The organism is Pseudomonas sp. NPDC089743, from assembly GCF_044748785.1.
In the GTDB taxonomy this organism is placed as follows: domain Bacteria; phylum Pseudomonadota; class Gammaproteobacteria; order Pseudomonadales; family Pseudomonadaceae; genus Aquipseudomonas; species Aquipseudomonas putida_X.
The window spans coordinates 79,115-102,779 of record NZ_JBIVGS010000008.1 but is presented as its reverse complement, the minus strand read 5'-3'; the positions used below and the strand labels follow the sequence as shown (position 1 = coordinate 102,779).

Below are 23,665 nucleotides of genomic sequence, written 5' to 3'. Positions count from 1 at the left end.
CGATTTCAACCAGGAAGCCTCGCATGCTCCGCATGACCACTTTGGCGCTGCTCGTTGGCAGCGCAAACTGCGCCTGGGCGCAGGATGAAACCCTTACATTGCCATCCAGCACCGTTACCGCCACCGCTGACCAACCCACCGAGGCCACGCGCCTGGACCTCGACCGCCCCATCGAAAGCGGCTCGCGCCTTAACCTCAGCGCCCGTGAGAACCCTGCTTCGGTCAGTGTGGCCGACCGCAAGACCATGGAGCGTATCGGCGCGCGCAACTTCCAGGACGCCGCCAACGCACTGCCTGGTGTGAACGCCTCGGCGCCGCCAGGCTGGGGCGGCTATGTGTCGTACCGGGGTTTCAATGGCGCGCAGATCAGCCAGTTGTTCAACGGCATCAATTTGCAGTATGGCGGCGCAGCGCGCCCGGTGGGCGCCTGGATCTACGACCGCATCGAATTGCTCGGCGGGCCGTCCTCCTTCCTCAACGGCAGCGGTGCTGTCGGTGGCAGCCTGAACTTCATCACCCGGCTGGCAAGCCGAGACGAAGACACGTTTGAAGGGCGCGTCAGTTATGGCCGCTTCGACACCACGGAAACCTCGGTCGGCTTCAACAAAGCCCTGAACACAGGCGACGGCCCGCGCCATTACGCCCGTCTCGACTACAGCCGCACCAGCACCAACGGCTACATCGATCGCCAGGAGAATGGGGCCGGCAACCTGGCCTTCTCGCTGCTCAGCGACATCAACGACCAGCTCTCGCACACGCTGGCCATCGAATACCTGGAAGAGAAAGAAGACAGCCCCTACTGGGGCACTCCGGTATTGCAGCCACTGGTCGGCACCCTGCACATCGACAAGCACAACCGTTTCAACAACTACAACGTTGAAGACGGTCGCTACGAACAGCGCACTCGCTGGCTACGCTCGATCACCGACTACCGCTTCGACGACAATACCCAACTGCGCAATACCTTCTATCACTACAACGGCCAGCGCGATTACCGCAACCTCGAGGTGTATCGCTACAACGCCGACAACAGCGCCATCGCTCGCTCGGGCGGCTACCGCCAGCGTCACGACCAGGAGGTGAACGGCGACAGGGTCGAGCTGATCCATCAGGGTGAGCTGTTCGGCCTGGCCAGTGACTGGGCGTTCGGCATGGATTACAACACCAACCAGCAAACCAACTACCCGCTGTCCAAGGGCGCGTTCGACACGGTTGACCCCAATGGCTTCGAGCCAGGGCACTTCCTCGATATCCCCGGCATGGACGCGCCCATGGCCAAGGGACGCACCACCACCACCGACACCACCTCGGCCTTTGTCGAGAACCGTACCCGTCTGACGGATCAGCTGTCATTGATAACCGCCTTGCGCTATGACCACATCGATTTCGACGTCATCGACCACGTTGCGCGGGCCAAGCTGGACCGGCGCTGGGACGCAGTGACCGGTCGCCTGGGCCTGGTCTACGACCTGACCCCGAATGTCAGCTTCTATACCCAATACAGCACCTCGGCCGAGCCGCCGGGAGGCACCCTGACCAGTGCCTCGATCAGCCAAGTGGGCGACTTCGACCTGAGTACCGGGCGCCAGGTCGAAGTGGGCAGCAAGTTCGACTTCCTCGATGGCCGCGGTACGGCCACTGCAGCGGCTTACCGGATTGTGCGCAAGAACATCTCGGTGCCCTCCTCGACCGTGCCAAACACCACCGAGCAGGCAGGCCAGCAGACCTCTACCGGTATCGAACTGGCCGCTTCGTTCAAAGTCACGCCCAAGCTGCTGGCGGCAGGTAACTTCAGCTGGGTGAACGCCGAATACGACGAATTCAACGAGACCATCAGCGGTGTGGTGTATTCGCGCAAAGGCAAGAACCCGGTGAACATTCCTGATCGGGTGGCCAATCTCTGGCTGACCTACGACCTCGCCCCGGGCTGGCAGGTCGGCGCCGACGCCCGTTATGTGTCGTCGGTGTACGCCAACACCGCTAATACCTCGTGGGTACCGTCCTACACCGTTTACGGGCTTTCCATGACCCACGACCTGGACAAGCACGTGCAAGTCAGCGCGCGGTTGCGAAACCTGACCGACGAGGTCTACGCCCGGTTCATCCACCAGACCAATACCCAGTACTACCTGGGTGAGCCGCGCAGCCTGGAAGTCGCCGTGCAGTGGCGCTACTGATGAGCGTGAAGCGCCAGCTCTACCTGTGGCACCGCTGGCTGGGAATCGTCGCCTGCCTGTTCATGGCGCTGTGGTTCGTCTCTGGGGTGGTCATGCTGTATGTCGGCTACCCCAAGCTGACACCGGCCGAACGCCTTGCCCACCTGCCGGCTTTGCCTGCGGGTTGCTGCGCCGAGTTACCCGAGCAGTGGGCGCAGCGGCCTCTGAAAGCGCTGCGCCTGACCAGCCTGGGTGGTCGGCCGTACTACCTGTTGGAATTGGCCGATGGCCGCCGCGTTGCGCTCGACGCTGCCAGCGGCCAGCCCCTGGCGCAGGTCGACGCCGGCTGGGCACTGGAAAGCGCGCGGCAGTATGCAGGCGAGGTCGGGGTGGCGTACCGGGGCACGGTGGACGAGGACATGTGGACCCACTCCACCGCCTTGGACAGCGACCGCCCCTTGCACCGGGTGCAGGTCGACGATGCAGCCGGTACCTGGCTGTACCTGTCCGGACGTACTGCAGAAGTGGTGCGTGACGTCACAGCCCGGGAGCGCGCCTGGAACTGGGTCGGGGCCTGGCTGCATTGGCTCTACCCGCTACGCGGCGGGTTTGGGTTCAGCAACGGCTGGCGCACCCTGGTAATCGGGCTGTCTCTGGCCGCAACGATCATGGCGCTGCTGGGCATGGCTGTCGGCATCTTGCGCCTGCGGCTGCGCAAGCGCTATCGCAGTGGCTCGTGCAGCCCTTATCCCGGCGGTTGGCTGCGCTGGCACCATATTGGTGGATTACTGTTCGGTGGGATGTTGGTGCTGTGGATATTCAGCGGATTCATGTCGATGCGCCCCTGGGGCCTCACCGACAGTCGCTCGCAACTGGCCACCCAGGCTCTGCATCAAGGGCCGCTACGTGCGGTGGACATCGGCCAGCCAGTGGCCCAGGCCTTGGCCCGCCTGCACAAGATACCTGGGTTCGCCCCTGTGGAACTGCAGTGGCAACGCCTTGGCGCTGACACCTTTCTGGTGGCCCGCGATGCCGTGGGCGATAGTCGGATGCTAGAGGCCGACGCGGCACCCGTACGGCAGTTGTCCGAGCAACGCCTGCTCAACGCTGCCAACGCGATGGCAGCAGGCATCCCGGTGCATACCCATTGGCAGCGCCACTACGACGCCTACTACTTCGCCCGCGACCCCCAGAGCATGTATGGCTCCCAGCGCCGCCCGTTGCCGGTGCTGCGCCTGCGATTCGATGACGCTGCCAGCACTTGGGTCTACCTTGATCCGGCCAGCGGGGAGATGGTGGCCAGCCACGATACCAGGCAACGCACCGGCCGCTGGCTGTTCAATCTCTTGCACAGCTGGGACCTGCAACCCCTGCTGCAAAGGCCGGCGTTACGCGAAAGCCTGATCATCGCCTTGAGCATCGGCGGCCTGGTGATCTCGCTAAGTGGAATCATCTTAGGCTGGCGCAGGCTACGTCGCTCCACAGTTCGAGCCCGCGGTTGAACGGCTTTGGCAGCGGCGATCTGCTAGGCGCCCGCTTGGCCAGCGTCAAGGTGCTCGCGGCCTGAAATTTCAACTGAGCACCTGAAAAGACAAAAGCCGGGGCGTTGATACGCCCCGGCTTTTGTTTGACCCGATGAAAACCCTGCCAAGAGTCAAACACCGGATCGACTTCAACGTAGCACGGCCTCGGCTCAACGCCGCCCTGCGACACCCTGCCGCACACCATGCACCAACCAGGCAGGTAAGCCTTGGCAGCCCGGGGTGCGGCAGGGTGGCGCACCTGACAGGCATGCGTACTCCCATAGACTCTGCCTTCCAATAAAAACCTGAGAGGTCGGTCATGAAAAAAACACTGGCAATGCTTGCTTGCCTGGCAACCGCCAGCCTGGCTCAAGCGGCCCAGGACCCGGAGGCAGTGTTCAACCGCGCGTGCCAGATGTGCCACAACGGCCAACTGCCCACGGCACCGAAAAATGGTGACCACGAGGCCTGGAAGCCACGGCTGGCCAAAGGCAACGAGGTACTGGTCAAGCACGTCACCGAAGGCTTCAACGCCATGCCGCCGCGCGGCCTGTGCATGGATTGCACCGCAGACGACTACAAGGCCGTGATCGACTACATGTCCAAGTGATTGGCGTACCAGGGCCGCCTTCAGCAAGGCGCGCCCTTGGTAACCGCCTACACAGGGTCAGTGCGGCGGTATCTTGCAAGCCAAGTTCAGGTGCGGCAGGCTGTCGCACCCTGCGTGAACAGCAAGCGTTGCTAGACTCGCGCACCGCCCCATTACAACCGCCGCAGTCATCGAGCAAGGGATATGCACCGATCAGCAGGACGTCGTCACGCCTACGCCTGGCTCCTTTACGCCAGCGTGCTGTTTGCCGTGCTGCACTGCGGGCTCGGCCACGGCCAGTCCAGCGGCCTGACGCTCAATGGCGCAGGTAGCGCCTTCTGCGGCCACGCCGGGGGCCCGCCCGGTCCGCTTGGCTTCGCGCCAAGGCTGGGTGACACCTTGGCCGCAGGCGCTACGCTCGATTGCCCCTTGTGCAGCCACACCGGCCTGGCATTGATGCCCCTGCTGCGCGACCTTCCGGTCGTCCGGGTGACACCTGACAGTTCCCTGCCCGCCTCCCCTGCAGCCTGGCCTCGTCGCCTTTGGCCTGCAGTCAACCCCCGCGCCTCACCCGCCCTGGCCTGAATCAACCCAGTAGCCTCACCACGCCCCTGGCTCTATACACATGGGGATGTCGCCTGGCGCGTGGAGTACGGCTCGCCTTGCCACTTTTGCATTCAGGAATACCCAGAGCATGAAGAACAAGACAATCTGCTGCGCTGCTGCACTCGCGTTATCCAGTGGTGCCACGCTGGCCCAGACCAACACGGTGGAGTTGGCCGAAACCTCGGTGGTCGGGACCTCGGTCATCGACCAGAACAACGTCGACAGCTTCGGCAGCTTGACCACCGTGGTAGGCCAGGAGCAAATCCGCGACCTCAACGCCCTCGACCTGTCCTCGGCCCTGCGTCGTACACCCGGCGTAGTGGTGTCGCGCTTCAACCCGGTAGGCTCGTTCGGCGGTGCCGAAGGCGGTGCGGTGTACATCCGCGGCATGGGTGCCAGCCGCCCGGGCAGCGAGATCAAGACCTACATCGACGGCGTTCCGTTCTACATGGGCGTCTGGGGCCACCCGTTGCTCGACTTGCTGCCGATCAACGCGATGCAGAGCATCAGCGTGTACAAAGGCCCGCAGCCGCAGAAGTTCGGCAACACCTTCGCGGCCATCGACCTGACGCCCAAGGTTGCCGAGCAGGGCGACAACCACCATGGCGAGCTGCAACTCACCGGCGGCAGCTTCCGCACAGCCACCGAACAAGCCAGCCTGATTGGCCGGGAAGGCGATTTTGATTACCTGCTGGCCCAGGGTGCGGCCCACTCCGACGGTGACCGCAGTGACGGTGATGGCCGGCTGAACAATGGCATGGCGCGCTTGGGTTACCGGCTGAATGAGAACTGGAGTACCGGGTTGCTGGTGCTGCATGCCAATAACCAGGTCTCCGACCCCGGGCAGAAAGGCCTGCCGGAAACCAAGAATGGCGAGTTCAATACCCGCGGCACACTCGCTTCGCTGTCCTTGGCGCACAATCACGAATGGGGCGATGGCAGCCTCAAGGTCTACCACAACGAAGGCCGAGGTTCGGCCCTTGACCAGACCGGCCTGGACGGCGACACCATCAGTGACTTCACGCTCCAAGGCATTCGCTGGGAAGAACAGCTGCGCCCCTGGCAAGGCGGCGAAGTGGCCTTGGGCCTGGACATCGACGAGAGCAAGGGCGAGGTCCACTTCAAGCGCATCGCCCCGGCGCCACAAGCGAAGTTCGATGCGCCCACCCTGCGCGTGACATCGCCGCACCTCGCCGTCAGCCATGCCTTTGCCCTCAACGACACCTGGACCCTGACCCCCTCGGTCGGCGTACGCACGTATGAGCACAATGTGTTCGACAACGCCACCGCCCCGCACGCCGGCCTGTTGCTGTCATCGAGCAATGTCGAATTCCGTGCCAACGCCTCGCGCGGCATCAACTACCCCGGCCTGGAAGCCTCGGTGATGTCGAGCCTGATCCCGGCGCTGGGTGAAACCTGGAAGGACCTGAAGCCCGAGAAAGTCGACCACCAGGAACTGGGCGTGCGCTTCAACCCCATCGACAGCGCCACCCTGGACCTCGCGGTGTTCAAGGACAAGCTGCAGGACCGCTATCTGTTCGCCTTCCCGCCGGCCGTGTCGAGCCCCTCCTACATCAACCTGGGTGACTACGACATCAAGGGTGCCGAAGCCACCTGGCAGCAGCGCTGGACCAGCAATTGGAGCAGCTTCGTCGGCTTCACCTGGCTCGATCCGTCCCTCAAGACCCTGCCCTACGCGCCGCAGAAATCGCTGTCGCTGGGCACCACCTACGAGACCGGGCCTTGGCGCCTGTCGGCTGATGCGCAGTACCAGAAAGACATGTACGTGCTGGCCGAGGAACGCACCGCCGGCGCCAGCAACTTCTCCAAAGTCGATAGCTTCACCGTGGTCAACATGCGCGTCGGTTACGCCGTACCCGCACTGGGCAAGGTGGGCGAAGTGTTCGTCGCCGTGGAGAACCTGTTCGACCGTGACTACGCCTACCGTACCAACTACCCGATGCCCGGTACTTCGGCGCAACTGGGTGTGAAGATGGGCTTCTGAGCCCGCCACCGGAAGCTGCCGACAGCAGTCGGCAGCCTTACAAGGAACAAGCACATGAAAGCACCGATCCTTGCGCTGCTGCTGGCCTGCAGCCCGCTGCTGGCCGTGGCCGATACCGCCAGCGAGCAGCAGAGCATTCAGCACCTGATGCGACACAACTTCGAACGCCCGGATGCGCCACTGGACGTTGGCCCGGTTACCATCCAGGGCGAGCATGCGGTAGCCGGCTGGTTGCAAGACCAGCGCGGCGGCCGTGCCTTGTTGCGTAAAGGGCCTCACGGCTGGCGCGTGGTGCTGTGCGCCGGCGATTCACTGCTCGACCCGGCAACCCTGCACAGCGCCGGGCTCAGTGAACAGGACGCGGCCCAACTGAGCCAGGCAGTGCGCCAGGCCGAAAGTGCTCAACCCGCCGAGCGGGTCAAGCAGTTCGCGCTGTTCCAAGGCGTGGTCAAGGTCGACAAGGACGCTGCCCACGGCAATCACTGATGAACAACCCGGGGGTTCTCAGGCCCCCGTCCCTCGGTCAAGGTCGGTGCGCCCGTTGGCCAGCGGCGAAGACGACCTACCCGATTAACAAGCGCCCAGTTGGAGTGCTGCGCCCGTTCGGGTGTTGGCCTGCCCGTTCGTGGGCAAGTCCAGTGTGTGGCGGTGTATCTCGTTCTCTGCGGTATCCACCAGTTCGAGGATAACCCGGCAGCGCTTCAAGTAACGGTTGCCGGCTTCGGTCAGGGCGATGCGGCGGGTCGTGCGGTTCAACAAGCGAATATGCAGATGCGCCTCCAGGTTGGAGAGCATCCGGGAAACGCTGGCGGTGGTGGTGTCGAGGCGTTCGGCCGCGCCGGTCAGGCTGCCGGCCTGAACCACGCAACTGAACGCGCGCATGGCTTGGAGTATGTCCATCGTCGGTCTCTCGCTAAGCATTCAATGAACAGGAAAACGGGCGGCGCAAGGCCGCCCCTGTGCCGCCCTGCCTTAGCCAGGTACCGGCAACCAGCGCCGGAAGCTGCTCTGGCCTTTGGCGCTGAGTGGGCTCCAGGAAAATTCCCAAGGGGGTGACGGCAAGTCTTCGTCCGCCTGGGAGGCTGGCAGCGCCGGCCGTACGCCGGTTTTCCACTCCACGACCCGTTCGCCCATAGGCTGCCAGGCCAGCACCAAGCCACGGGCCTGAGACACATCAGTCGCCACCCACAAGGCGGCCGCCGCCGCCATGAAGGCCTCGATGTGCTCCTCAGTCACACGCGCCTGGTAGGGGGAGCTCAGCAACCAGCGGCAAACGCTGATGTAATACGTCCAATCCAGCGCCGGATGGTGCCGGTAGGCCCAAGTCATGAAGCGTCGGAACAACTCAAGCCCCTCAGGCGGGTCGAGCTTCAGCAAGCTGGGGCAGACATCGAATAGCGTGTGCCAGTAAGGCAGCAGGCGCGCATCGAGGTTGACGAAACTGCGGGCGTTGCAGGGGTAATCGGGAAACGGCAACAGGAAGTCGCCCGCGCGCGACGGGCGAATGGAGGGCTCCAGCAACGCTGAAGCGGTCAGGGTGCGAGACATCGTGTGCTCCTGGGTACGGCTAGCCATCGGCAGGCCGACGCCCCGCTTCCAGCGGGTGCGGCCTGGGTCCTTGCGGGTCAGGCGATCGACGTCGGGGAGGCACGGGGGTTGATCGACGGCCAGCAGTGCCGCGGTGAATGCACCAGAACGGCGGGCTGCTGGTCGACCGGCAGCACGGGCAGCACGAAGCCGGCCAGGATCAACGAGGCAGGCAGAGGTGCAGGGCCGCCCTGGGCGCAACAGCAATGCCCCGGGGCGGACGTCTTCGGGCTGAGGTTGCCGTCCTTGTCCGGCATGGCCGGCTGAACGCCGCCCGACGAGCAATAACTGCCCGCCAGCAACTGCGCCAGGCTCAGGTCGCCCAGGGTACTGGCCATGGGCAATGCCAATACCTTGAGCAACATGGCAAGCAACGCGGCGACCCAGAGGCTATCCCAGGTGCGTGCGCGCAGGCCGCAATGGCGCATGTTCATGCCTCGCCAGGTAGCGCGGGCGTGGAGATTCGACAGGTCATGAGGGCTTACCTCCAACGACGGCCAAACCAACCGGCAGGTGCATGCCTGAGCATGAACCGTAGATCCGGCGTGTTAAATGGCAGGCACTGGCCCGCCACGGCGCCTAGGCGCAGGTAGCGTCAGAGAGGTGAAGCGCGAGGATTGGATGAGGGCCAGCAATAACGCGGCGGGGCATGGCTGCGTACTTCACGCAGGATTGGCCGGCGCTCGCTGCTGGCCAGCAGCCAGGCGACAGCGATGAGAAAGACCAAGGTGAGAAAAGCCGCCGAGCCCATCGGGCAACTGAACGGAATGCTCAAGTCGCTCGCCAGGGCGCCGTCCTGCTTGGCCTTCAGTGGGGCGGTATCGCCACCTAAGCTGCAGAACGCGCCGCCGAATCCATTCAGCGCCAGCCCCACTGCCTGCCCGTGGGCCAGGCCACAGCCAAGTACATTGAACAGGACACAGAAGTACAGTGCCCAGGCAATGAGGGGTCGGTTTGAAGGCAGACGGTTCATGGGCGGCGACTTTAGCATCGAAACCGGCCCCGTAGAAGCTTCAGCGGTGGCCTGCCCCGTCTGCGACAAGCCGCCACACCTGGCGCAGTTGGACGCCATTGGCCAATGCGGGTGGCCGCCAGGGACAGATTGTCACAGTTGGTCAGACCCACCACGATCCTTACAGTGGCGCCGCCATCGCAATGGCTCGGTGCAATCCCACGCAGACAACAGCGCAGAGCCGGCCAGGACGCTCCCAAGGTGGCCGCCGGCATGCGCAGTCATTGAGCCTTCGGCGGGGTGCGTCTGCGACAAAATGGCGCACCGCTGAACTTTTACAGCCCGCAACAGATGCGGCTTAATGCACGCCTCACCCGTCCGGGGGTTTCATGACCGTACGTGCTCGCGCACATTTTTGCCTCCTCGCCTGTCTCGCCATGCTGTTCAACCTGCTGGCGATGCCACTCGACCGTGCCTTGCAAACACCCCGCATCGACAGCCAATCGCTGATTCTCGGCAGCTTCTGCAGCCTGCACGGTGCGCAGAGCCTGCCCAAATCGTTGCTGGCCCAGCTCAAAGCCGAACTGCCGCAACTCGGCGATCAGTCCGAGACGAAACACCCGGCAGGTGACTGCTGCTGTGGTCATGCCGGCCATGCCATGTTGGCCAGCTCCCATTATCGCCATCTCTATCCCCGCTACTGGCCCGACGCGCTGCTGCTCGGCGCCAGCCACACGCTGTTGCTGCCGCGCGAGCAGTGGCCAAAGCTCAACCCGCGTGCCTCTCCCCTGGCCTGACCTGTCGTTGCTTGCCCACGGCTGCACCGTGACCTTCGGTGCGCAGCCCTGCCCGACTGTCTGACCAGGAAACCTTCCATGCCTGCGTTCCGTTGCACCGCACGCGCTGTCCTGCCCGTGCTCGCTTTGTTCAGCCTCAGCCCCCTGTCGCTGGCCGTTGCCGAAACTCTGCCTGCTGAAAACTCCACCCTCACCCTTGGCGCGGTCAACGTGACCAGTACCGAAAGCGGCCCGCTGGCCACCAGCAGCGTGCTCAGTTCGGTGGACATTCTGGGCGGTGACATCCTCGAAAAAATGCCCGTGGCCTACAGCTGGGAGCTGTTCAGCCGCGCGCCCGGGGTAATGCTGACCGAATTCAATCAGGGCACCACCTCAGGCAAATTGTCGTTTCGCGGTTTCAATGGCGAAGGCGAAGTGAACGCGGTGAAGTTGCTGATCGATGGCATCCCCAGCAACACCAATGACGGCAACATGCCCTTCATCGACTCGGTGTTCCCCATGGACATCGACAGCATCGAGGTGGTGCGCGGCACCAGCGACCCGCGCTATGGCCTGAACAACATCGCCGGCAACGTCAATATCAACACCCGCACCGGCGGCAACTACAACAAGGCGCGCCTGCGCTACGGCAGCTTCAACACCCGCGAGGTGCAACTGGCCAAGGGCATCGAGACCAGCAACTGGACGCAGAACTACTTCTTCGCCCGCCAGCAGGTCGACGGTTACCGCGACCATGCCGACACCGAACGCTACAGCTTCGGCGGCAAGTGGTTCTATACCCCTGACGATGGCAGCTATCGCCTTGGCCTGATCGCCCGCCACTACGAGTCCGAAGCCCAGGAGGCCGGCTACCTGACCGAGGATGACGCCCGCCATCATCCGCGCATGAGCAATGACTACAACGCCACGGACAAAGGCACGCGGCGAATGAACCAGGTCAGCGTGCACTTCGACACCGACCTGGCCGAAACGCTGTCCTGGTCGGCCAAGACCTACCTCAACAGCTATGACGACCGTCGCTGGACGCAGTACTGGCGCACCAGTTCACAGCAGGAGCGCGACACTTACGAGGATCAGTACGGTGCCATTACCTCACTGACCTGGCGGCCACAGGTGGACTGGCTGCATGCGTTCGCCCTTGAAGGCGGAAGCGATGTGCAGAAACAGCAGAACCGCAGCGAGCGATACCGCACGCTCAATCGCGTGCGGCAGGCGCAGACCCGTGACCAGGACTTCGACTTCAACACGGTCGGGGCCTATGTGCAGGCTGAAATCGAGCCAGTGGAGTCGCTGAAGATCGTGCCGGCCTATCGCGTCGACAAGATCAGCGGTGACTTCACCAACAAGATGACCGGGCTGGACTCGGACATCAACGACTACGGGCTGATCAAGCAGCCCAAGCTCAGCATTGTCTATTCGCCGTGGAAGTTCGCCAGCGTTTACGCCAACTGGGGCCGGACCTTCCAGGTCGGCACGGGCGCCGCAGCCTACAAGGTGCCGCCGCGCAACGAGGACCTGGACCCATCGATCAACGAAGGCTGGGAAACGGGCGTCAAGTTCACCCCAGCCAGCTGGATCGATGGCCGCGTGGCTTATTGGCGTCAGGACGCCTCTGGCGAGGTGAGCCGTCGCCTGAACGACCCCAGCGGGGAGTCGGACAACGTTGGTGAAACACGCCGCTGGGGCTATGACCTGCAGGTCAACCTGCACCCGGACGAACGCACTGAGGTGTGGATGTCCTACTCCTGGCAGTACTCCAAGATCCTTGAGCCCAGCAGCGCATTACCAGGCAGCAAAGGTCAGGAAATCGATCACGTGCCCCACCATCTGTGGAACACCGGCATCAGCTATCAGGCTACCCCGAAGCTGCAGCTGACTGCCTGGGCGAACGGGCAGACCAACTACTACCTGGAGCGTGAGAACACCCAAGGCACGTATGGCGGCTACGTGCTGATGAACCTCGGCGCCACCTACAAGCTCAGCGAAACGCTGAGCGTCGACCTGCAACTGAAGAACCTGACCGATCGCTACTACGAATACGTCTGGTACGACCCGGACGGTGCCGATGCATCGCTGCACTCCCCCGGCGACGGTCGCGCCCTGTATGCGGGGCTCACCGTCGACTTCTGACGCAAGGTACGGCAAGCGACCAGGCCGTCGCTTGCCGTGCTCTCAACGCTTGAGCAGGACGATGAAGAACAGCCCACCCAAGGCTGCGGTGGCAATGCCGATCGGCAGGTCCTCCGGCGCGATCAGCGTGCGCGCAGCCACATCCACCCAAACGATGAACAGCCCGCCGAGCAGCGCGCTGACCGGCATCAACCGCCGGTTTTCCGCCCCCACCAGCGCACGCGCCACGTGCGGCACCATCAGCCCCACGAAGCCTATGGCGCCCGAAAGCGAAACCAGCACGCCTGTCAGCAACGACGTGCAGATGAATACATGAAGACGCAGGCGGCGGCCGCTGAACCCCAGGCTGATCGCGGTCTGCTCTCCGCTCATGAGCGCATTCAGGCCACGCCCCATCACCTGTAGCGCAAGCAACCCAAGCAACACACACACTGCCGGCAAGCCGATAACGCTCCAGCGCGCCGCGCCCAGCCCACCCAACATCCAGAACACCACCGAGGCTGCAGCATGCTGGTCAGCGGTGTACAGCAACAGGTTGACCAAGGCCATCAGGACGAATGACACCGCGACCCCCGCCAAAAGCAGGCGGTCACTCTCCATGCGCCCTCCACGCCTGGCCACGGCGATAACCAGCAGCATGCTCGCCGCTGCCCCCACAAAAGCTGCCAGGGGCAGGCTGAACACGCCGATGAATTCGCCGAGGTACAGCATGACCAGCACCGCGCCCAGCGCGGCGCCAGAGCTCACGCCCAGCAGGTGCGGGTCGGCCAGCGGATTGCGCGTGACGGCCTGCAGGGCGGTACCCACCAATGCCAGCCCCGCGCCTACCACTACCCCTAACAACACACGCGGTGCGCGGATCATCCAGACGATCTGCGCCTGGCTGTTGCTCCACGCCCCCGGCAGATCGACGCCCAATTGCTGGGCAACGATCCCGAACACATGGCCCAGCGGAACCGAGGCCGGGCCGAATGCCAAAGCGATCACTGAAGAAAACACCAACAGTGCAACCAGGATCACGATCAGCCAGCGATAACTCCCCGGGCTGCGCCCCCAGATCATGGTGTTGCCTCCTTGAACAACGCCGGATGCAACGCCCGCGCGATCTTCGCGACGGCCTCGGCGTTTTCCACCGAAGGGGTGACTTGCAGGTACGTCAAGGGAACAAAGCGCTGCTCGCGTATGGCCCGCACATCCTTCAAAGCCGGTTGGCGCAACAGGAAGTCGCGCTTCTGCTGCCAGGTGCTAGGGCCGTAATCGACGATCAAAATCACTTCAGGGTCGCGTTCCACCACGCTCTCCCAGTTCACCTGCGTCCAGCTGGCCGCCACGTCCTGCATCACATTCACGCCACCGGCAGCATCGACCAAGGCCTGCGGCATGCCCAGGCGCCCCGACGTGGTCGGCCGGTCTTCACCGCTGTCGTAAAGGAATACCCGTGGCCGATGCTGCGCCTGACCTACCCGCCTGCGCACCTCGGCAACCTGCTGGCGCATCTGCGCCGTGAGGGCTTCGGCTTGCGGCTCGACATTGAAGATGCGGCCCAGATTGCCCAGGTCGCGGTAGACATCATCGAAGCTGGCGCGTTGCTGGGGCATGATCCAGGAGCACGACTCGCTCAGTTCATAGACCGGGATCTCAAACGCTGCCAGCGCTGCGGGCGTGACCGGCCCCCCCACGTGCATGCCGTAGTTCCAGCCAGCGAAGAACAAGTCGGCGTCCACCGCCAGCAAGGTTTCGATGGAGGGGTAACGACTGGCCAGTTGCGGCACGCCCTCCAGCGCGTCATCGATCCATGGGTCGCGGTGTTTGTGGCGGGTAAAGCCGGTGTAACCGACGATGCGCTCGCGCAGGCCCAGGTGCAACAGCATGGCGGTCATGTTCACATCGTGCACCACAACCCGCTGCGGCGCTTTGCTGAAACTCACCGAACGCTCACAACTGCGGATGTTCAATGGGTATTCACTGGCCGCGATGGGCAATGCCATCAGCAGCGACAACAGGCCGATCAAGGCGTGAATGTTCATGGCCGGGTTATCCAGGTAATGCGTGGGTAAGGATGCAGCGGGTGCGTGTCGATCAGCGCTTGCAGGCCGAAGACCTGCCACAGCAGCTCGACGGTCAACACCTGCTGCGGCGCCCCACTGGCAATGATTCGCCCGCCGTCGATGACGTACAAGCGGTCGCAAAACGCCGCTGCCAGGTTGAGGTCGTGGAAACTGGCCAGGGTGCTCAGGCCCAGGCCTCGCAAATGCTGCAGCAACCCGAGTTGATAGCGGGGGTCGAGATGGTTGGTCGGTTCATCGAGAATGAGCATTTCAGGGCGCTGTACCAGCGCACGGGCCAGCAGCACTCGCTGCTTTTCACCTCCTGACAACGTGGCGAAGGTGCGTTCGCGGTAGCCGCTCAGCCCTACCCGCTCGAGCACCTCAGCGACCAGTTGCAGATCGTCGGCTGTGTCCCCTTCAAACAGCGATTTGTGCGGCGAGCGGCCCATGGCGACCACTTCGCCGACACTCAACCCGAACTCCTCTGGAAACTCCTGCAGTACCACGGCAATGCGTTGGGCGCACCAGCGCGGGTTGCGCTGCCACAACTCGACGCCATTCAAGCTCACCCGGCCTGCGGTTGGCTGCGTAGCCCGGTAGGCGCAGCGCAGCAAGCTGGTCTTGCCGCTGCCGTTGGGGCCAATCAGCCCAACGAACTCTCCTTTGCCGACACACAGATCCACGGCGTGCAGCAACGGGCGTTGCCTGCCGCCTCGCTCAGGCACAGACCAATGCAGGCCGTCGATTCTCAGATGCATCATTGAACACACTCCAGCAAGCACCGGCCCGAAGGCCGGTGGCGGCCCCGTCAGAAGCTGTAGTCAGCCGTCACGAAGAACGAACGCGGCTCGCCCAGGTACCACTGCAGGCCGTTGTTGTCTGTGGTGGTGGCGTACTGGCGGTCGAACAGATTGTTCAATTGCAGGCCCAGCGTGAGATCAGGTTGGACATGCCAGTCGAAGTTGGCATCGACCACGGTGTAGCTCGGCACCTGCACGATGTTGGCGTTATCGCCATAGCGGCTGTCGACATAACGCGCCCCTGCCCCGGCGCTGAAGCGCTGACCGAAGTCCTTGCTCAACCACAGGTTGGCCGAACGCCGCGGTACGTTGACGGGCCGGTTGCCACTGTAGTCGTTGCTGCCGCTGGCAAACTCGTCGTACTCGGCACGCACCCAGGCGGCGTTGGCTGAAAGCTGCATATCGTACGGCAGGCGTAGCTCCAGCGTGGCTTCGATGCCGTCCGAAGACTGCTGGCCGATCTGTTGTTGCACCGTCGGGTTGAGCGGATCGGTGCTGAGCAGCTTCTTCTTGACGATGTGGTAGGCCGCCAGGGTCCACTCGCCACGGCCCTCAGGCAGCATCTGCTTGATGCCCACCTCGGTCTGTTTGGCGGTGCTCAGGTCCCAGCTTTGTTGCGCGGCACTGAGGGTCAGCAGGTTGCTGACGCCCTCGGTGCTGGTGGCGTACTGGCCGTAGACCGAGAGGTCCTGGTTAAGCGCGAACACCAGGCCCGCTCGCCAGTTGTCGCCACTCAGGCTGCGATCCGACCGGGTATCGGTATCCAGATCTTCACGGTCCAGGTGCACCTGGTCACGCCGCACCCCGGTAATCAACGACAACCGCTCGGTAAGCTGCGTGCGGTTTTCGGCGAACAACGAGAACTGCTTGGCCTGGTTGGCTTCGCGCGAGCGGTAGGGGTCAGTGCTGATGTAGTCACCGCCACCCGAACCAGACAGCGGCACGGTATCGGTGTGGGTGTTGTCGAAGTCATGCTTGCGCACGAACCGGATCGAGTTGTAGTCGGCGCCGACCACAGTCTGGCTGTCCAGGCCGAACAGCGAATGCTGCAAGGTAAACGACTGGCGATCGCCGATCTGCTCCTGGACCTGCTTGATGCTGATGAAGTTGCTGCGCTGCACCTGACCACCCGGCAGCCAGGTATAGCTCTCGGCGTTGCGCCAGCGGCGTTGAGCCTTGAGGAAGTACAACTGATTGCTGGCGGTGAGGTTGTCGCTGATCACCCAGTCAGTGACCAGCCGCGTGGACTGGTCGTTGTAGTGGACCTCGGCGTTATCGACGTTGTAATTGTGGTCGCGTATCGACTCCTGGTAATGCCCGTTGACCAGCGGTGTACCGAAGTACTGCTGTGGGTCCTGATCACCGTAATCGTGGCTGAGGGTGACGCTGAGGTCGTCATTCGGTTGCCAGTGCAACGCGCCGCTGACGGCGATGCTTTCTGATTCACCGCGGTCGACCCAGCCGTTACTGGCAAGCTTGTTGAGGTTCAGTCGGTAGCTCAGCGTATCGGTCAGCGAGCCGCCGCTGTCCAGCGCCACCTGCCGACGATCATTGGAGCCGTAGCCCAAGCGTACATGGTTACGCACTTCCCCATCGAAGGGCTTTTTCGGCACCACGTTGATGACCGCGCCCGTGGCACCCTCACCATAGAGCACCGATGCCGGGCCGCGCAGCACATCGATGCGCTCGACCGACCAGGTGTCCACAGGAAAGGTGACGGTGCCGGCGCCCACATACAGCCGGGTGCCGTCGTACAGCTGCATGGTGGAACTGTGCCCGGTAAACCCTCGGGCCGAGAGCGCCGTGCCGCCGTTGCCGGGGGTACCGATGAAGGTGATGCCGGGCGAGCGCGTCACTGCATCCTGGACGGTGTTGTTGTTGCGGGCTTGAATCTGCTCGGCGCTGATGCTGGTGACGCTCGCAGGCGTTTCCAGGGGTGTGAGGTTCAGGCGCGAACCACTGGTGCTGGGGGTATGCAGATCCGGTGGGGTGTCCTGCCCGAGGGTGCCTGTAATGGCGGTAGCAGGTAACGCCAGCGCCTGGTCAGCATCGGCGCCGTACGCCGGGACGGTGATGAAAACACAAGGCACCAGGCTTGCACGCATCAACGTGCCTGGCAGAGAACTGAAAAGCGAGAAACGGGACATGTCTTTCCACTTGCAGCAGGAATGAAAGAATCCCGGAGGGAACAACGCATGGGGAACGCGCAGGCGCGCACGCCCACGGAAACCGGCCTGCGCCCGCCCACCGCGGGTTTGCCAAACTGTGCTTCAGGCCGGTCTCCGGGCTCGCGAGGGTCATGAAGCATTCACCTTCCCATGCCGAGGCACAGTGGTGTGTCGAATACTTCGCTCGCATACCGTTGCGGGGGCAGCGCCGGACTGATCATCGCGAGGATGACGAACCGGCTTCCCGTTTCACCCCATGCACGGCGGCAGGGGGCACCTGAAACAGGCGCGCAGATGACCATCAAAACCGGTTCAGGTCAACTGCCACCTTGACGTAATGGCTTTGTCTGGAGATGAACCGTTGAGTTTGCACGCGCCGGGCAGTTGCACAATCAGGCCGGTTGGAGTGGCTTGTCTGTAACGTGGCGCACCTGAAACAAGGACCGGCTTAGTGCCCAAACCCTCGGGCATCATTTGCCTAGCTAAAGCGCTACCTTCTCCAATCAAGCGACCAAGGCCGGAAGCTTGCGCGCCAGCAGTTCAGCAGCTGCGGGCCCTAGTCGGGACGGCCCCAGCTTGCGGCGCTGTACCCACTTGCACGCCACGATTTCGTTCTGCGGCACTGGCCGGTCTCGTTCATCGATCTGCAAGGTAAAGATGTGATGGACAATGCGACCGGCACGGACAGTACACAGCTGTACCAAGCGTTGCCGGCGGATACCCGTTTCTTCCTGGAGTTCACGAACGGCAGCACTGAGGGGGCACTCATGCGGCTTGACGCTGCCACCTGGGAAATTCCACCCACGCGATTTACGGCGCACCAACAACAGTCGGCCGCTGCGAAAGCAGAGCACTGTTGCACGCGTCCGGAGCTTGCCAGGTGTCGACATCCTCACTCCCTTTTCCATTCTTGAGTGACGGTGGACCGCCTGAAGATCCGGCAAGTTCAAGCCATCCACATTCGCGCTATTGCCTTGGTAACGCCGCCTGCCACCTGCGCTGAACTTTGCTGCCTCTGCCGGCTTCATTTGCTTAGTCACTCCACATTGGGGCTTGTGCCTCGCAGAGTCCGACGAACACAGCAAACGCCAAGCGATTGCTGGCCTTTGACCGAAGGGGTTCGAACCATGATCGATCAAGCGACAGGCATGAAACCAGGCGAACGCTACTGCGTGGAGAACGTCGAGCGCGCTCATCAGTTCCCTGGGTTTTTTCAGGACGGTAAGTATTACCTCGGCCCCGAGCTGCTCACGGCAGTAGGCTGGCTCGAAGGGACGAAATTCCTCTATGACAGCCTGGATGCGCAGGGTGAACCCGTTTTCCCGGACCGGGTGGCGGGCACCATCGAGGGCATGAAGCTGGTGCTGATCGACGGCACGGCCCTGCAGCTCTCGAAGATACCCGCCAGCGCCACCCTCGCACCTACCGACAACCTCGAGCAGGCCCCAGAACCTGCCCACCCCGCGGCCCCTACCCCCGGAAAGGGCCCGTTGCGCGGCAAGGTCGTGGTCATCACCGGCGCTTCCAGTGGGATAGGCAGGGCCGCGGCGCATGCATTCGCTTGCACCGGTGCGCGGTTGGTGCTCGCTGCACGCGATGAGCAAGCCTTGTTCGATGTGCTGGATGAGTGCACCGACTGTGGCACAGACGCCGTGGCGATCGTCACCGACGTTACCCGCAGCGACCAGGTGCAGGCGCTGGCCACGCAGGCTGCCGAATTTGGCCACGGACGGATCGATATCTGGGTCAATAACGCCGGCGTTGGCGCGGTGGGCAACTTTGAGCAAACACCGCTGCAAGCACACGAACAGGTCATTCAGACCGACCTGATCGGTTACCTGCGTGGCGCCTACGTGGTCCTGCCCTATTTCAAGGCCCAACGCAGCGGCATTCTCATCAACACCCTGTCACTGGGAAGCTGGATCGCCCAACCCTACGCGGCGGCCTATTCGGCGAGCAAGTTCGGCCTGCGCGGGCTGACCGAGGCGCTGCGCGGCGAATTGACCGAGTTCCCGGACATCCACGTCTGCGACATTTATCCAGCGGTCATGGACACCCCGGGCTTCAGGGATGGTGGCAATTACACCGGCCATGCGCTCACACCGCCCGGGCCGATCTACGACCCGCAGCAGGTAGCCAAGGCCATGGTGGCCAGCGCTATTTCCCCTCGCGCCCACACCACCGTTGGCACTGCCGCCCGCCTTGCCCACCTGGCGAGCTACCTCGTGCCGCGCCTGGCGCTGGTCACAGGGTGGCTGACACGCAGGGCGTTGAACCGCAGCCCCAGTGCACGGATCACCTCCGGCAACCTGTTCGAGCCAACCAGTGACCGGCGCAGCGTGGAGGGCGGCTGGAAATCCAGCAACGGCAACATGACCCTGTGGGTGGTTGCGGCAGCCGTCGGTGTCATCGCCGGGCTCGCCGCCACCCGCTCGCCACGCAGGCGCCGCTGAGCACACCGCTGAGCATCGAGCAGGAACTTTGCTCGCCATGGCGGGCCCCTATTGAAGGTTTATTGGTAAAGGAGATGAATGATGAATGCCCAACTGAGCGGTAAGCGTGTGGCCTTTCTGGTCACTGACGGCTTCGAGCAGGTGGAACTGACCGGCCCCCGTGAGGCTTTGGAAAAGAGCGGCGCGGTGGTCGACATCCTGGGTGAGAAAGAAGGTACGGTCCGAGGCTGGAACCATGACAAGCCCGCCGACGAATTCACCGTGGATGCGACTTTCGACAATGCCCAGCTCGATCTTTACGATGCCCTGGTGCTGCCCGGCGGCGTTCAGAACTCCGACACCATTCGCTTGATCCCTGGCGCGCAACAGCTGGTCAAAAGCCATGACGCTGCCGGCAGACCCCTGGCGGTCATCTGCCACGGTGGCTGGTTGCTGATATCGAGTGGGTTGGTCAAAGGCAAGCGGATGACCAGCTACAAGACCTTGCAGGATGATATTCGCAACGCCGGCGGCACGTGGGTAGATGAACAGGTGGTGGTCGATGGCAACCTGATCAGCAGCCGCCAGCCGGACGATATTCCTGCCTTCAATGAGCAATTGATCAAAGCATTGGCAGGCTGATGGCCTTGGTTCAACGATTTGGGTTCGGCGCGATGGAAGACTGGATCGGTTTGTTGGAGTGGCCTGCCATGGCCGTCACGGTGGTGGCGGCCTGGTGTATCGGCTCGCGCCGCCCCGGGCGGCGTAAACTGGGATTCTGCTGTTTTATCGCCAGCAACCTGCTGTGGTCGATCTGGGGCTTGCATGCCCAGGCGTGGGCTTTGATCGTATTGCAGGTCGTGCTCTGCCTCATGAACCTCAGAGGCTGGTGGAAGAACAAGGTAGCGTCACACAGATCGCAAGGGGCCCATTCTCCGCCGGCTTGATCAGCGGTTATACCGGGGGCATCGCCTCACTGGTTCGTTCCATAGCCCAGCGCATCGGGCGTGCTCCCGGGAGAACCCTCATAGCCCAACCCGCACCGTTGATCGGCGGCTCCGTGGCATGGCCCACATCGGTAACAGACCCGCCCGCAGATCGCACAATGGTTCGATAATCGCACACCATCCGCTTACCCCCTCTCTACTTGTGCCCGATCTTGCGGCACGCTTAGCACATGCAGCAAACATGTCCCAAGCGCTGACTGGCCCCCTCTTCAAAGGGCGCGCCAGGCAGGCCCACAACCCATACTCCAGGAACAACCAGGAGCTCGCTTTGATCAATAAAACATATGAGTCCATCGCCAGCGCGGTGGAAGGAATCACAGACGGGTCGACCATCATGGTCGGTGGTTTTGGCACTGCCGGCATGCCGTCCGAGCTGATCGATGCGCTGATCGATACCGGTACTCGTGACCTGACCATCATCAGCAACAACGCCGGCAATGGCGAGATTGGCCTGGCCGCCCTGCTCAAGGCCGGCAGCGTGCGCAAGGTGGTCTGCTCCTTCCCACGCCAGTCCGACTCCTACGTCTTCGACGAACTGTATCGGGCCGGCAAGATCGAGCTGGAAGTGGTGCCGCAAGGCAACCTGGCCGAACGTATCCGCGCAGCAGGCTCGGGCATCGGTGCATTCTTCTCGCCGACCGGCTACGGCACGCTGCTGTCCGAAGGCAAGGAAACCCGCGAGATCGATGGTCGCCAGTACGTGCTGGAAATGCCGCTGCACGCCGACTTCGCGCTGATCAAGGCGTACAAGGGTGACCGTTGGGGCAACCTGATCTACCGCAAGGCGGCGCGCAACTTCGGCCCGATCATGGCCATGGCGGCCAAGACCGCCATCGCTCAGGTCGACCAGATCGTCGAACTCGGTGAACTGGACCCGGAACACATCATCACCCCGGGCATCTTCGTGCAGCGCGTGGTCGCCGTTACCGGCGCTGCTGCTTCTTCGATCGCCAACGCTGTCTGAGGCCTGCCATGACCATTACCACAAAACTTTCCCGCACCCAGATGGCCCAGCGCGTGGCCGCAGACATCCAGGAAGGCGCGTATGTGAATCTGGGCATTGGCGCGCCAACGCTGGTGGCCAACTACCTGGGCGACAAGGAAGTGTTTCTGCACAGCGAAAACGGCTTGCTGGGCATGGGCCCGAGCCCCGCGCCGGGCGAGGAAGACGATGACCTGATCAACGCCGGCAAGCAGCACGTGACCCTGCTCACCGGGGGTGCGTTCTTCCACCACGCCGACTCCTTCTCGATGATGCGTGGCGGCCACCTGGACATCGCCGTTCTGGGCGCCTTCCAGGTGTCGGTCAAAGGTGACCTGGCCAACTGGCACACTGGCGCTGAGGGTTCCATCCCGGCCGTAGGCGGCGCGATGGACCTGGCCACCGGCGCGCGCCAGGTGTTCGTGATGATGGACCACCTGACCAAGACGGGCGAAAGCAAGATCGTGCCTGAGTGCACGTACCCGCTGACCGGTATCGGCTGCGTCAGCCGCATCTACACCGACCTGGCCGTGCTGGAAGTGACCTCCGACGGCCTGAAAGTGGTAGAGATCTGCGCTGACATCGACTTCGACGAGTTGCAGAAGCTCAGTGGCGTGCCGCTGATCAAGTAAGCTACTGCCTGTATCCGCCTGGCGGCCAAGGGGCCGAGAAGCCCATTGCCGCCGTGGCGGCGTTCTACTGCGATATACCAGCCCGCCTTTTCAGCCTTCTGCGCCGGCTTGCCGGGCGCGCCTCTTGTCACGCTTGGTGACGCCTGTAACGCCCATTGCCAGCTTTTGTCACAACTGCTCGGAAATCTCGATAAGATTGAGATCCGGGTCGCGCACGTACACGGAACGGATAGGCCCGGTCGCACCGGTTCGCTGAATCGGCCCCTCGATGATCGGCCAACGCTGACGTTCCAGCTGCGCGATGACCTCTTCCAGGCTGACACTGGCGATGAAGCACAGGTCCAATGCGCCCGGAACAGGCAGATGAGCTTTTGGCTCGAACTCATGCCCGCGCACATGTACATTGATCTTCTGATTGCCGTAGCAGAACGCCAAGCGTCCTTGGCCGAAGGTTTCCAGGCGCATGCCGAGCACGCGGCCATAGAAGTCTTTGCATGCATCGACATCGACGGTGGTCAGTACCAGGTGGTCCAGATGGTCAATCACTTCGCGATCTCCGGTTCTGTTGGGGCTTGGTGACGCGCAAGGCGTTCCCTGGCAACTTTTGAAGGGCCCGCTCTGCTTAAATTGCTTTCGGAATGAACGTTTTACCCACTTGACCACTCCATGTACCGCATCATCATTGCCAGCCGCCACAAAAGCGCCGTGAAGGATCCTGCGCGTGTTCCATGGAGAGGAAGATCATGAGTGTCACCCTGAAATGCCTCAAGTGCGGTGGGCAAGATTTGGTAAAGCCCGGCAGGCTCCACAGAAAATCGATTGTCACCTGCCGGGAGTGTAACGCCATCGCTCAGTACGGGGACCTGGTGGAAGCGGCGGGTCGGCGGTTGCTGGCCGAGCTTCAGCAGCAGTTGGCCGGCTTGAAGGCAGGCTGAGCAGCCTGCACGCGCGCAACCCGCCGACCACGCTTACTCGCTTGGATGTACTTCGATTTGGGTTATCTCAAGCGATTTGGCCTGCTGCAGAATCTCCGTCGGGGAGGCATCTGCAGCAGGCATCACCAGGCTGTTTTCGCCATCCCCGTAATGCAACACAATCAAATGCAACGCGGCTTCATGAAGCGAAAGCCCGTGCTGTTTGAGCTCGAAACGGTGATCACGCGGTTCGCCCTTGAACAGGTACGTCAGGTTGTACGTGTGCATGCTGACCTCTCTAGTGCTGGATAGGTAAATATCCTGACCAGTGGGTCAG

24 protein-coding genes, 1 pseudogene and 1 riboswitch are annotated in these 23,665 nt (G+C 62.8%); of the genes and pseudogenes, 14 read left to right on the top strand and 11 right to left on the bottom strand.

Annotated elements, in window-relative coordinates; translation table 11 throughout:
* The first annotated feature begins 23 nt into the window (after positions 1 to 23).
* From ACIPZC_RS16010 to ACIPZC_RS15985, 6 genes are all read left to right on the top strand, one after another.
* Positions 24 to 2,177: a TonB-dependent receptor gene (locus ACIPZC_RS16010; RefSeq protein WP_400628028.1), complete on the top strand. Its 2,154-nt coding sequence runs from the start codon at positions 24 to 26 to the stop codon at positions 2,175 to 2,177.
* A gap of 5 nt (positions 2,178 to 2,182) precedes the next feature.
* A complete protein-coding gene (locus ACIPZC_RS16005; RefSeq protein WP_400628284.1) occupies positions 2,183 to 3,658 on the top strand; it encodes a PepSY domain-containing protein in 1,476 nt (491 codons plus the stop codon).
* A gap of 340 nt (positions 3,659 to 3,998) precedes the next feature.
* Positions 3,999 to 4,289, top strand: a complete 291-nt coding sequence (locus ACIPZC_RS16000; protein ID WP_400628026.1) for a c-type cytochrome — start codon at positions 3,999 to 4,001, stop codon at positions 4,287 to 4,289.
* Between the two features lie 183 nt (positions 4,290 to 4,472).
* A complete protein-coding gene (locus tag ACIPZC_RS15995; protein ID WP_400628024.1) occupies positions 4,473 to 4,853 on the top strand; it encodes a DUF2946 family protein in 381 nt (126 codons plus the stop codon).
* 109 nt (positions 4,854 to 4,962) lie between these two features.
* On the top strand, positions 4,963 to 6,879 hold the full coding sequence (locus tag ACIPZC_RS15990) for a TonB-dependent receptor domain-containing protein (RefSeq protein WP_400628022.1): 1,917 nt from the start codon (positions 4,963 to 4,965) through the stop codon (positions 6,877 to 6,879).
* A 54-nt stretch (positions 6,880 to 6,933) separates the two neighbouring features.
* Positions 6,934 to 7,365 (top strand): copper uptake system-associated protein, encoded by a 432-nt coding sequence (locus ACIPZC_RS15985; RefSeq protein ID WP_267823702.1) that lies wholly within the window; start codon positions 6,934 to 6,936, stop codon positions 7,363 to 7,365.
* Positions 7,366 to 7,533: 168 nt separating this feature from the next.
* Here the strand turns inward: ACIPZC_RS15985 and ACIPZC_RS15980 are convergent.
* From ACIPZC_RS15980 to ACIPZC_RS15965, 4 genes and pseudogenes are all read right to left on the bottom strand, one after another.
* Positions 7,534 to 7,779, bottom strand: a pseudogene (locus ACIPZC_RS15980) (LysR family transcriptional regulator); the annotation flags it as partial.
* 72 nt (positions 7,780 to 7,851) lie between these two features.
* The gene (locus tag ACIPZC_RS15975; RefSeq protein WP_400628020.1) at positions 7,852 to 8,427 is read right to left on the bottom strand and encodes a putative natural product biosynthesis protein; all 576 of its coding nucleotides are present in this window, start codon (positions 8,425 to 8,427) and stop codon (positions 7,852 to 7,854) included.
* A gap of 77 nt (positions 8,428 to 8,504) precedes the next feature.
* Entirely contained in the window at positions 8,505 to 8,900 is a 396-nt protein-coding gene (locus ACIPZC_RS15970; protein ID WP_267823695.1) for a DUF2946 family protein, read from the bottom strand.
* Between the two features lie 161 nt (positions 8,901 to 9,061).
* Positions 9,062 to 9,439 (bottom strand): DUF2946 family protein, encoded by a 378-nt coding sequence (locus ACIPZC_RS15965; RefSeq protein WP_400628018.1) that lies wholly within the window; start codon positions 9,437 to 9,439, stop codon positions 9,062 to 9,064.
* 368 nt (positions 9,440 to 9,807) lie between these two features.
* Between ACIPZC_RS15965 and ACIPZC_RS15960 the strand changes: the two genes are divergently transcribed.
* The gene (locus tag ACIPZC_RS15960) at positions 9,808 to 10,215 is read left to right on the top strand and encodes a DUF2946 family protein (RefSeq protein WP_400628016.1); all 408 of its coding nucleotides are present in this window, start codon (positions 9,808 to 9,810) and stop codon (positions 10,213 to 10,215) included.
* A 78-nt stretch (positions 10,216 to 10,293) separates the two neighbouring features.
* Entirely contained in the window at positions 10,294 to 12,345 is a 2,052-nt protein-coding gene (locus tag ACIPZC_RS15955) for a TonB-dependent receptor (RefSeq protein WP_400628014.1), read from the top strand.
* A gap of 42 nt (positions 12,346 to 12,387) precedes the next feature.
* Here the strand turns inward: ACIPZC_RS15955 and ACIPZC_RS15950 are convergent, their stop codons facing one another.
* The 5 genes from ACIPZC_RS15950 to ACIPZC_RS15930 form a co-directional block, all read right to left on the bottom strand.
* Complete coding sequence (locus ACIPZC_RS15950) at positions 12,388 to 13,407, bottom strand: FecCD family ABC transporter permease (protein WP_400628012.1); 1,020 nt, start codon at positions 13,405 to 13,407, stop codon at positions 12,388 to 12,390.
* On the bottom strand, positions 13,404 to 14,372 hold the full coding sequence (locus ACIPZC_RS15945; protein WP_400628010.1) for an ABC transporter substrate-binding protein: 969 nt from the start codon (positions 14,370 to 14,372) through the stop codon (positions 13,404 to 13,406). The genes ACIPZC_RS15950 and ACIPZC_RS15945 overlap by 4 nt, the downstream gene beginning before the upstream one ends.
* Positions 14,369 to 15,154 carry an ABC transporter ATP-binding protein gene (locus tag ACIPZC_RS15940; RefSeq protein ID WP_400628008.1) on the bottom strand — a complete coding sequence of 262 codons (786 nt, stop codon included), beginning with the start codon at positions 15,152 to 15,154 and terminating at the stop codon, positions 14,369 to 14,371. Before ACIPZC_RS15940 ends, ACIPZC_RS15945 begins: the two co-directional genes overlap by 4 nt.
* 47 nt (positions 15,155 to 15,201) lie before the next feature.
* Positions 15,202 to 17,340 carry a TonB-dependent receptor gene (locus ACIPZC_RS15935; protein ID WP_400628006.1) on the bottom strand — a complete coding sequence of 713 codons (2,139 nt, stop codon included), beginning with the start codon at positions 17,338 to 17,340 and terminating at the stop codon, positions 15,202 to 15,204.
* A gap of 108 nt (positions 17,341 to 17,448) precedes the next feature.
* Positions 17,449 to 17,657, bottom strand: a riboswitch (cobalamin riboswitch).
* 207 nt (positions 17,658 to 17,864) lie between these two features.
* The gene (locus tag ACIPZC_RS15930) at positions 17,865 to 18,389 is read right to left on the bottom strand and encodes an NUDIX domain-containing protein (protein ID WP_400628004.1); all 525 of its coding nucleotides are present in this window, start codon (positions 18,387 to 18,389) and stop codon (positions 17,865 to 17,867) included.
* Positions 18,390 to 18,488: 99 nt separating this feature from the next.
* On the opposite strand from ACIPZC_RS15930, the gene ACIPZC_RS15925 reads away from it, so the two are divergent.
* From ACIPZC_RS15925 to ACIPZC_RS15905, 5 genes are all read left to right on the top strand, one after another.
* Positions 18,489 to 19,814: an SDR family oxidoreductase gene (locus tag ACIPZC_RS15925; protein WP_400628002.1), complete on the top strand. Its 1,326-nt coding sequence runs from the start codon at positions 18,489 to 18,491 to the stop codon at positions 19,812 to 19,814.
* 81 nt (positions 19,815 to 19,895) lie between these two features.
* Positions 19,896 to 20,435, top strand: a complete 540-nt coding sequence (locus ACIPZC_RS15920) for a type 1 glutamine amidotransferase domain-containing protein (protein WP_400628001.1) — start codon at positions 19,896 to 19,898, stop codon at positions 20,433 to 20,435.
* A 32-nt stretch (positions 20,436 to 20,467) separates the two neighbouring features.
* Positions 20,468 to 20,740 (top strand): hypothetical protein, encoded by a 273-nt coding sequence (locus ACIPZC_RS15915; RefSeq protein ID WP_400628282.1) that lies wholly within the window; start codon positions 20,468 to 20,470, stop codon positions 20,738 to 20,740.
* Between the two features lie 328 nt (positions 20,741 to 21,068).
* Positions 21,069 to 21,764 (top strand): 3-oxoacid CoA-transferase subunit A, encoded by a 696-nt coding sequence (locus ACIPZC_RS15910; RefSeq protein ID WP_039601534.1) that lies wholly within the window; start codon positions 21,069 to 21,071, stop codon positions 21,762 to 21,764.
* 8 nt (positions 21,765 to 21,772) lie between these two features.
* Positions 21,773 to 22,414 (top strand): 3-oxoacid CoA-transferase subunit B, encoded by a 642-nt coding sequence (locus ACIPZC_RS15905; RefSeq protein ID WP_241806915.1) that lies wholly within the window; start codon positions 21,773 to 21,775, stop codon positions 22,412 to 22,414.
* Positions 22,415 to 22,582: 168 nt separating this feature from the next.
* On the opposite strand, the gene ACIPZC_RS15900 is transcribed toward ACIPZC_RS15905, so the two are convergent.
* Positions 22,583 to 22,960, bottom strand: coding sequence for a VOC family protein (locus ACIPZC_RS15900; protein WP_400627998.1), 378 nt, complete (start codon positions 22,958 to 22,960; stop codon positions 22,583 to 22,585).
* Positions 22,961 to 23,157: 197 nt separating this feature from the next.
* Here ACIPZC_RS15900 and ACIPZC_RS15895 point away from each other — a divergent pair, with 197 nt between their 5' ends.
* The gene (locus tag ACIPZC_RS15895; RefSeq protein ID WP_241806913.1) at positions 23,158 to 23,349 is read left to right on the top strand and encodes a hypothetical protein; all 192 of its coding nucleotides are present in this window, start codon (positions 23,158 to 23,160) and stop codon (positions 23,347 to 23,349) included.
* A gap of 33 nt (positions 23,350 to 23,382) precedes the next feature.
* On the opposite strand, the gene ACIPZC_RS15890 is transcribed toward ACIPZC_RS15895, so the two are convergent.
* Positions 23,383 to 23,616 carry a hypothetical protein gene (locus tag ACIPZC_RS15890; protein ID WP_400627996.1) on the bottom strand — a complete coding sequence of 78 codons (234 nt, stop codon included), beginning with the start codon at positions 23,614 to 23,616 and terminating at the stop codon, positions 23,383 to 23,385.
* Between the last annotated feature and the right edge of the window lie 49 nt (positions 23,617 to 23,665).

Bases quoted from the DNA above. Each gene is read 5' to 3' on its own strand.
- ACIPZC_RS15920 (WP_400628001.1), top strand. From the start codon at position 19,896: ATGAATGCCCAACTGAGCGGTAAGCGTGTGGCCTTTCTGGTCACTGAC.
- ACIPZC_RS15940 (WP_400628008.1), bottom strand. From the start codon at position 15,154: ATGATGCATCTGAGAATCGACGGCCTGCATTGGTCTGTGCCTGAGCGA.
- ACIPZC_RS15955 (WP_400628014.1), top strand. From the start codon at position 10,294: ATGCCTGCGTTCCGTTGCACCGCACGCGCTGTCCTGCCCGTGCTCGCT.
- ACIPZC_RS15975 (WP_400628020.1), bottom strand. From the start codon at position 8,427: ATGTCTCGCACCCTGACCGCTTCAGCGTTGCTGGAGCCCTCCATTCGC.
- ACIPZC_RS15895 (WP_241806913.1), top strand. From the start codon at position 23,158: ATGAGTGTCACCCTGAAATGCCTCAAGTGCGGTGGGCAAGATTTGGTA.
- ACIPZC_RS15935 (WP_400628006.1), bottom strand. From the start codon at position 17,340: ATGTCCCGTTTCTCGCTTTTCAGTTCTCTGCCAGGCACGTTGATGCGT.
- ACIPZC_RS15970 (WP_267823695.1), bottom strand. From the start codon at position 8,900: ATGAACATGCGCCATTGCGGCCTGCGCGCACGCACCTGGGATAGCCTC.
- ACIPZC_RS15925 (WP_400628002.1), top strand. From the start codon at position 18,489: ATGATCGATCAAGCGACAGGCATGAAACCAGGCGAACGCTACTGCGTG.
- ACIPZC_RS16010 (WP_400628028.1), top strand. From the start codon at position 24: ATGCTCCGCATGACCACTTTGGCGCTGCTCGTTGGCAGCGCAAACTGC.
- ACIPZC_RS16000 (WP_400628026.1), top strand. From the start codon at position 3,999: ATGAAAAAAACACTGGCAATGCTTGCTTGCCTGGCAACCGCCAGCCTG.
- ACIPZC_RS15950 (WP_400628012.1), bottom strand. From the start codon at position 13,407: ATGATCTGGGGGCGCAGCCCGGGGAGTTATCGCTGGCTGATCGTGATC.
- ACIPZC_RS15905 (WP_241806915.1), top strand. From the start codon at position 21,773: ATGACCATTACCACAAAACTTTCCCGCACCCAGATGGCCCAGCGCGTG.
- ACIPZC_RS15915 (WP_400628282.1), top strand. From the start codon at position 20,468: ATGGAAGACTGGATCGGTTTGTTGGAGTGGCCTGCCATGGCCGTCACG.
- ACIPZC_RS15995 (WP_400628024.1), top strand. From the start codon at position 4,473: ATGCACCGATCAGCAGGACGTCGTCACGCCTACGCCTGGCTCCTTTAC.
- ACIPZC_RS15965 (WP_400628018.1), bottom strand. From the start codon at position 9,439: ATGAACCGTCTGCCTTCAAACCGACCCCTCATTGCCTGGGCACTGTAC.
- ACIPZC_RS15960 (WP_400628016.1), top strand. From the start codon at position 9,808: ATGACCGTACGTGCTCGCGCACATTTTTGCCTCCTCGCCTGTCTCGCC.
- ACIPZC_RS15985 (WP_267823702.1), top strand. From the start codon at position 6,934: ATGAAAGCACCGATCCTTGCGCTGCTGCTGGCCTGCAGCCCGCTGCTG.
- ACIPZC_RS15945 (WP_400628010.1), bottom strand. From the start codon at position 14,372: ATGAACATTCACGCCTTGATCGGCCTGTTGTCGCTGCTGATGGCATTG.
- ACIPZC_RS15990 (WP_400628022.1), top strand. From the start codon at position 4,963: ATGAAGAACAAGACAATCTGCTGCGCTGCTGCACTCGCGTTATCCAGT.
- ACIPZC_RS15930 (WP_400628004.1), bottom strand. From the start codon at position 18,389: ATGAAGCCGGCAGAGGCAGCAAAGTTCAGCGCAGGTGGCAGGCGGCGT.
- ACIPZC_RS15890 (WP_400627996.1), bottom strand. From the start codon at position 23,616: ATGCACACGTACAACCTGACGTACCTGTTCAAGGGCGAACCGCGTGAT.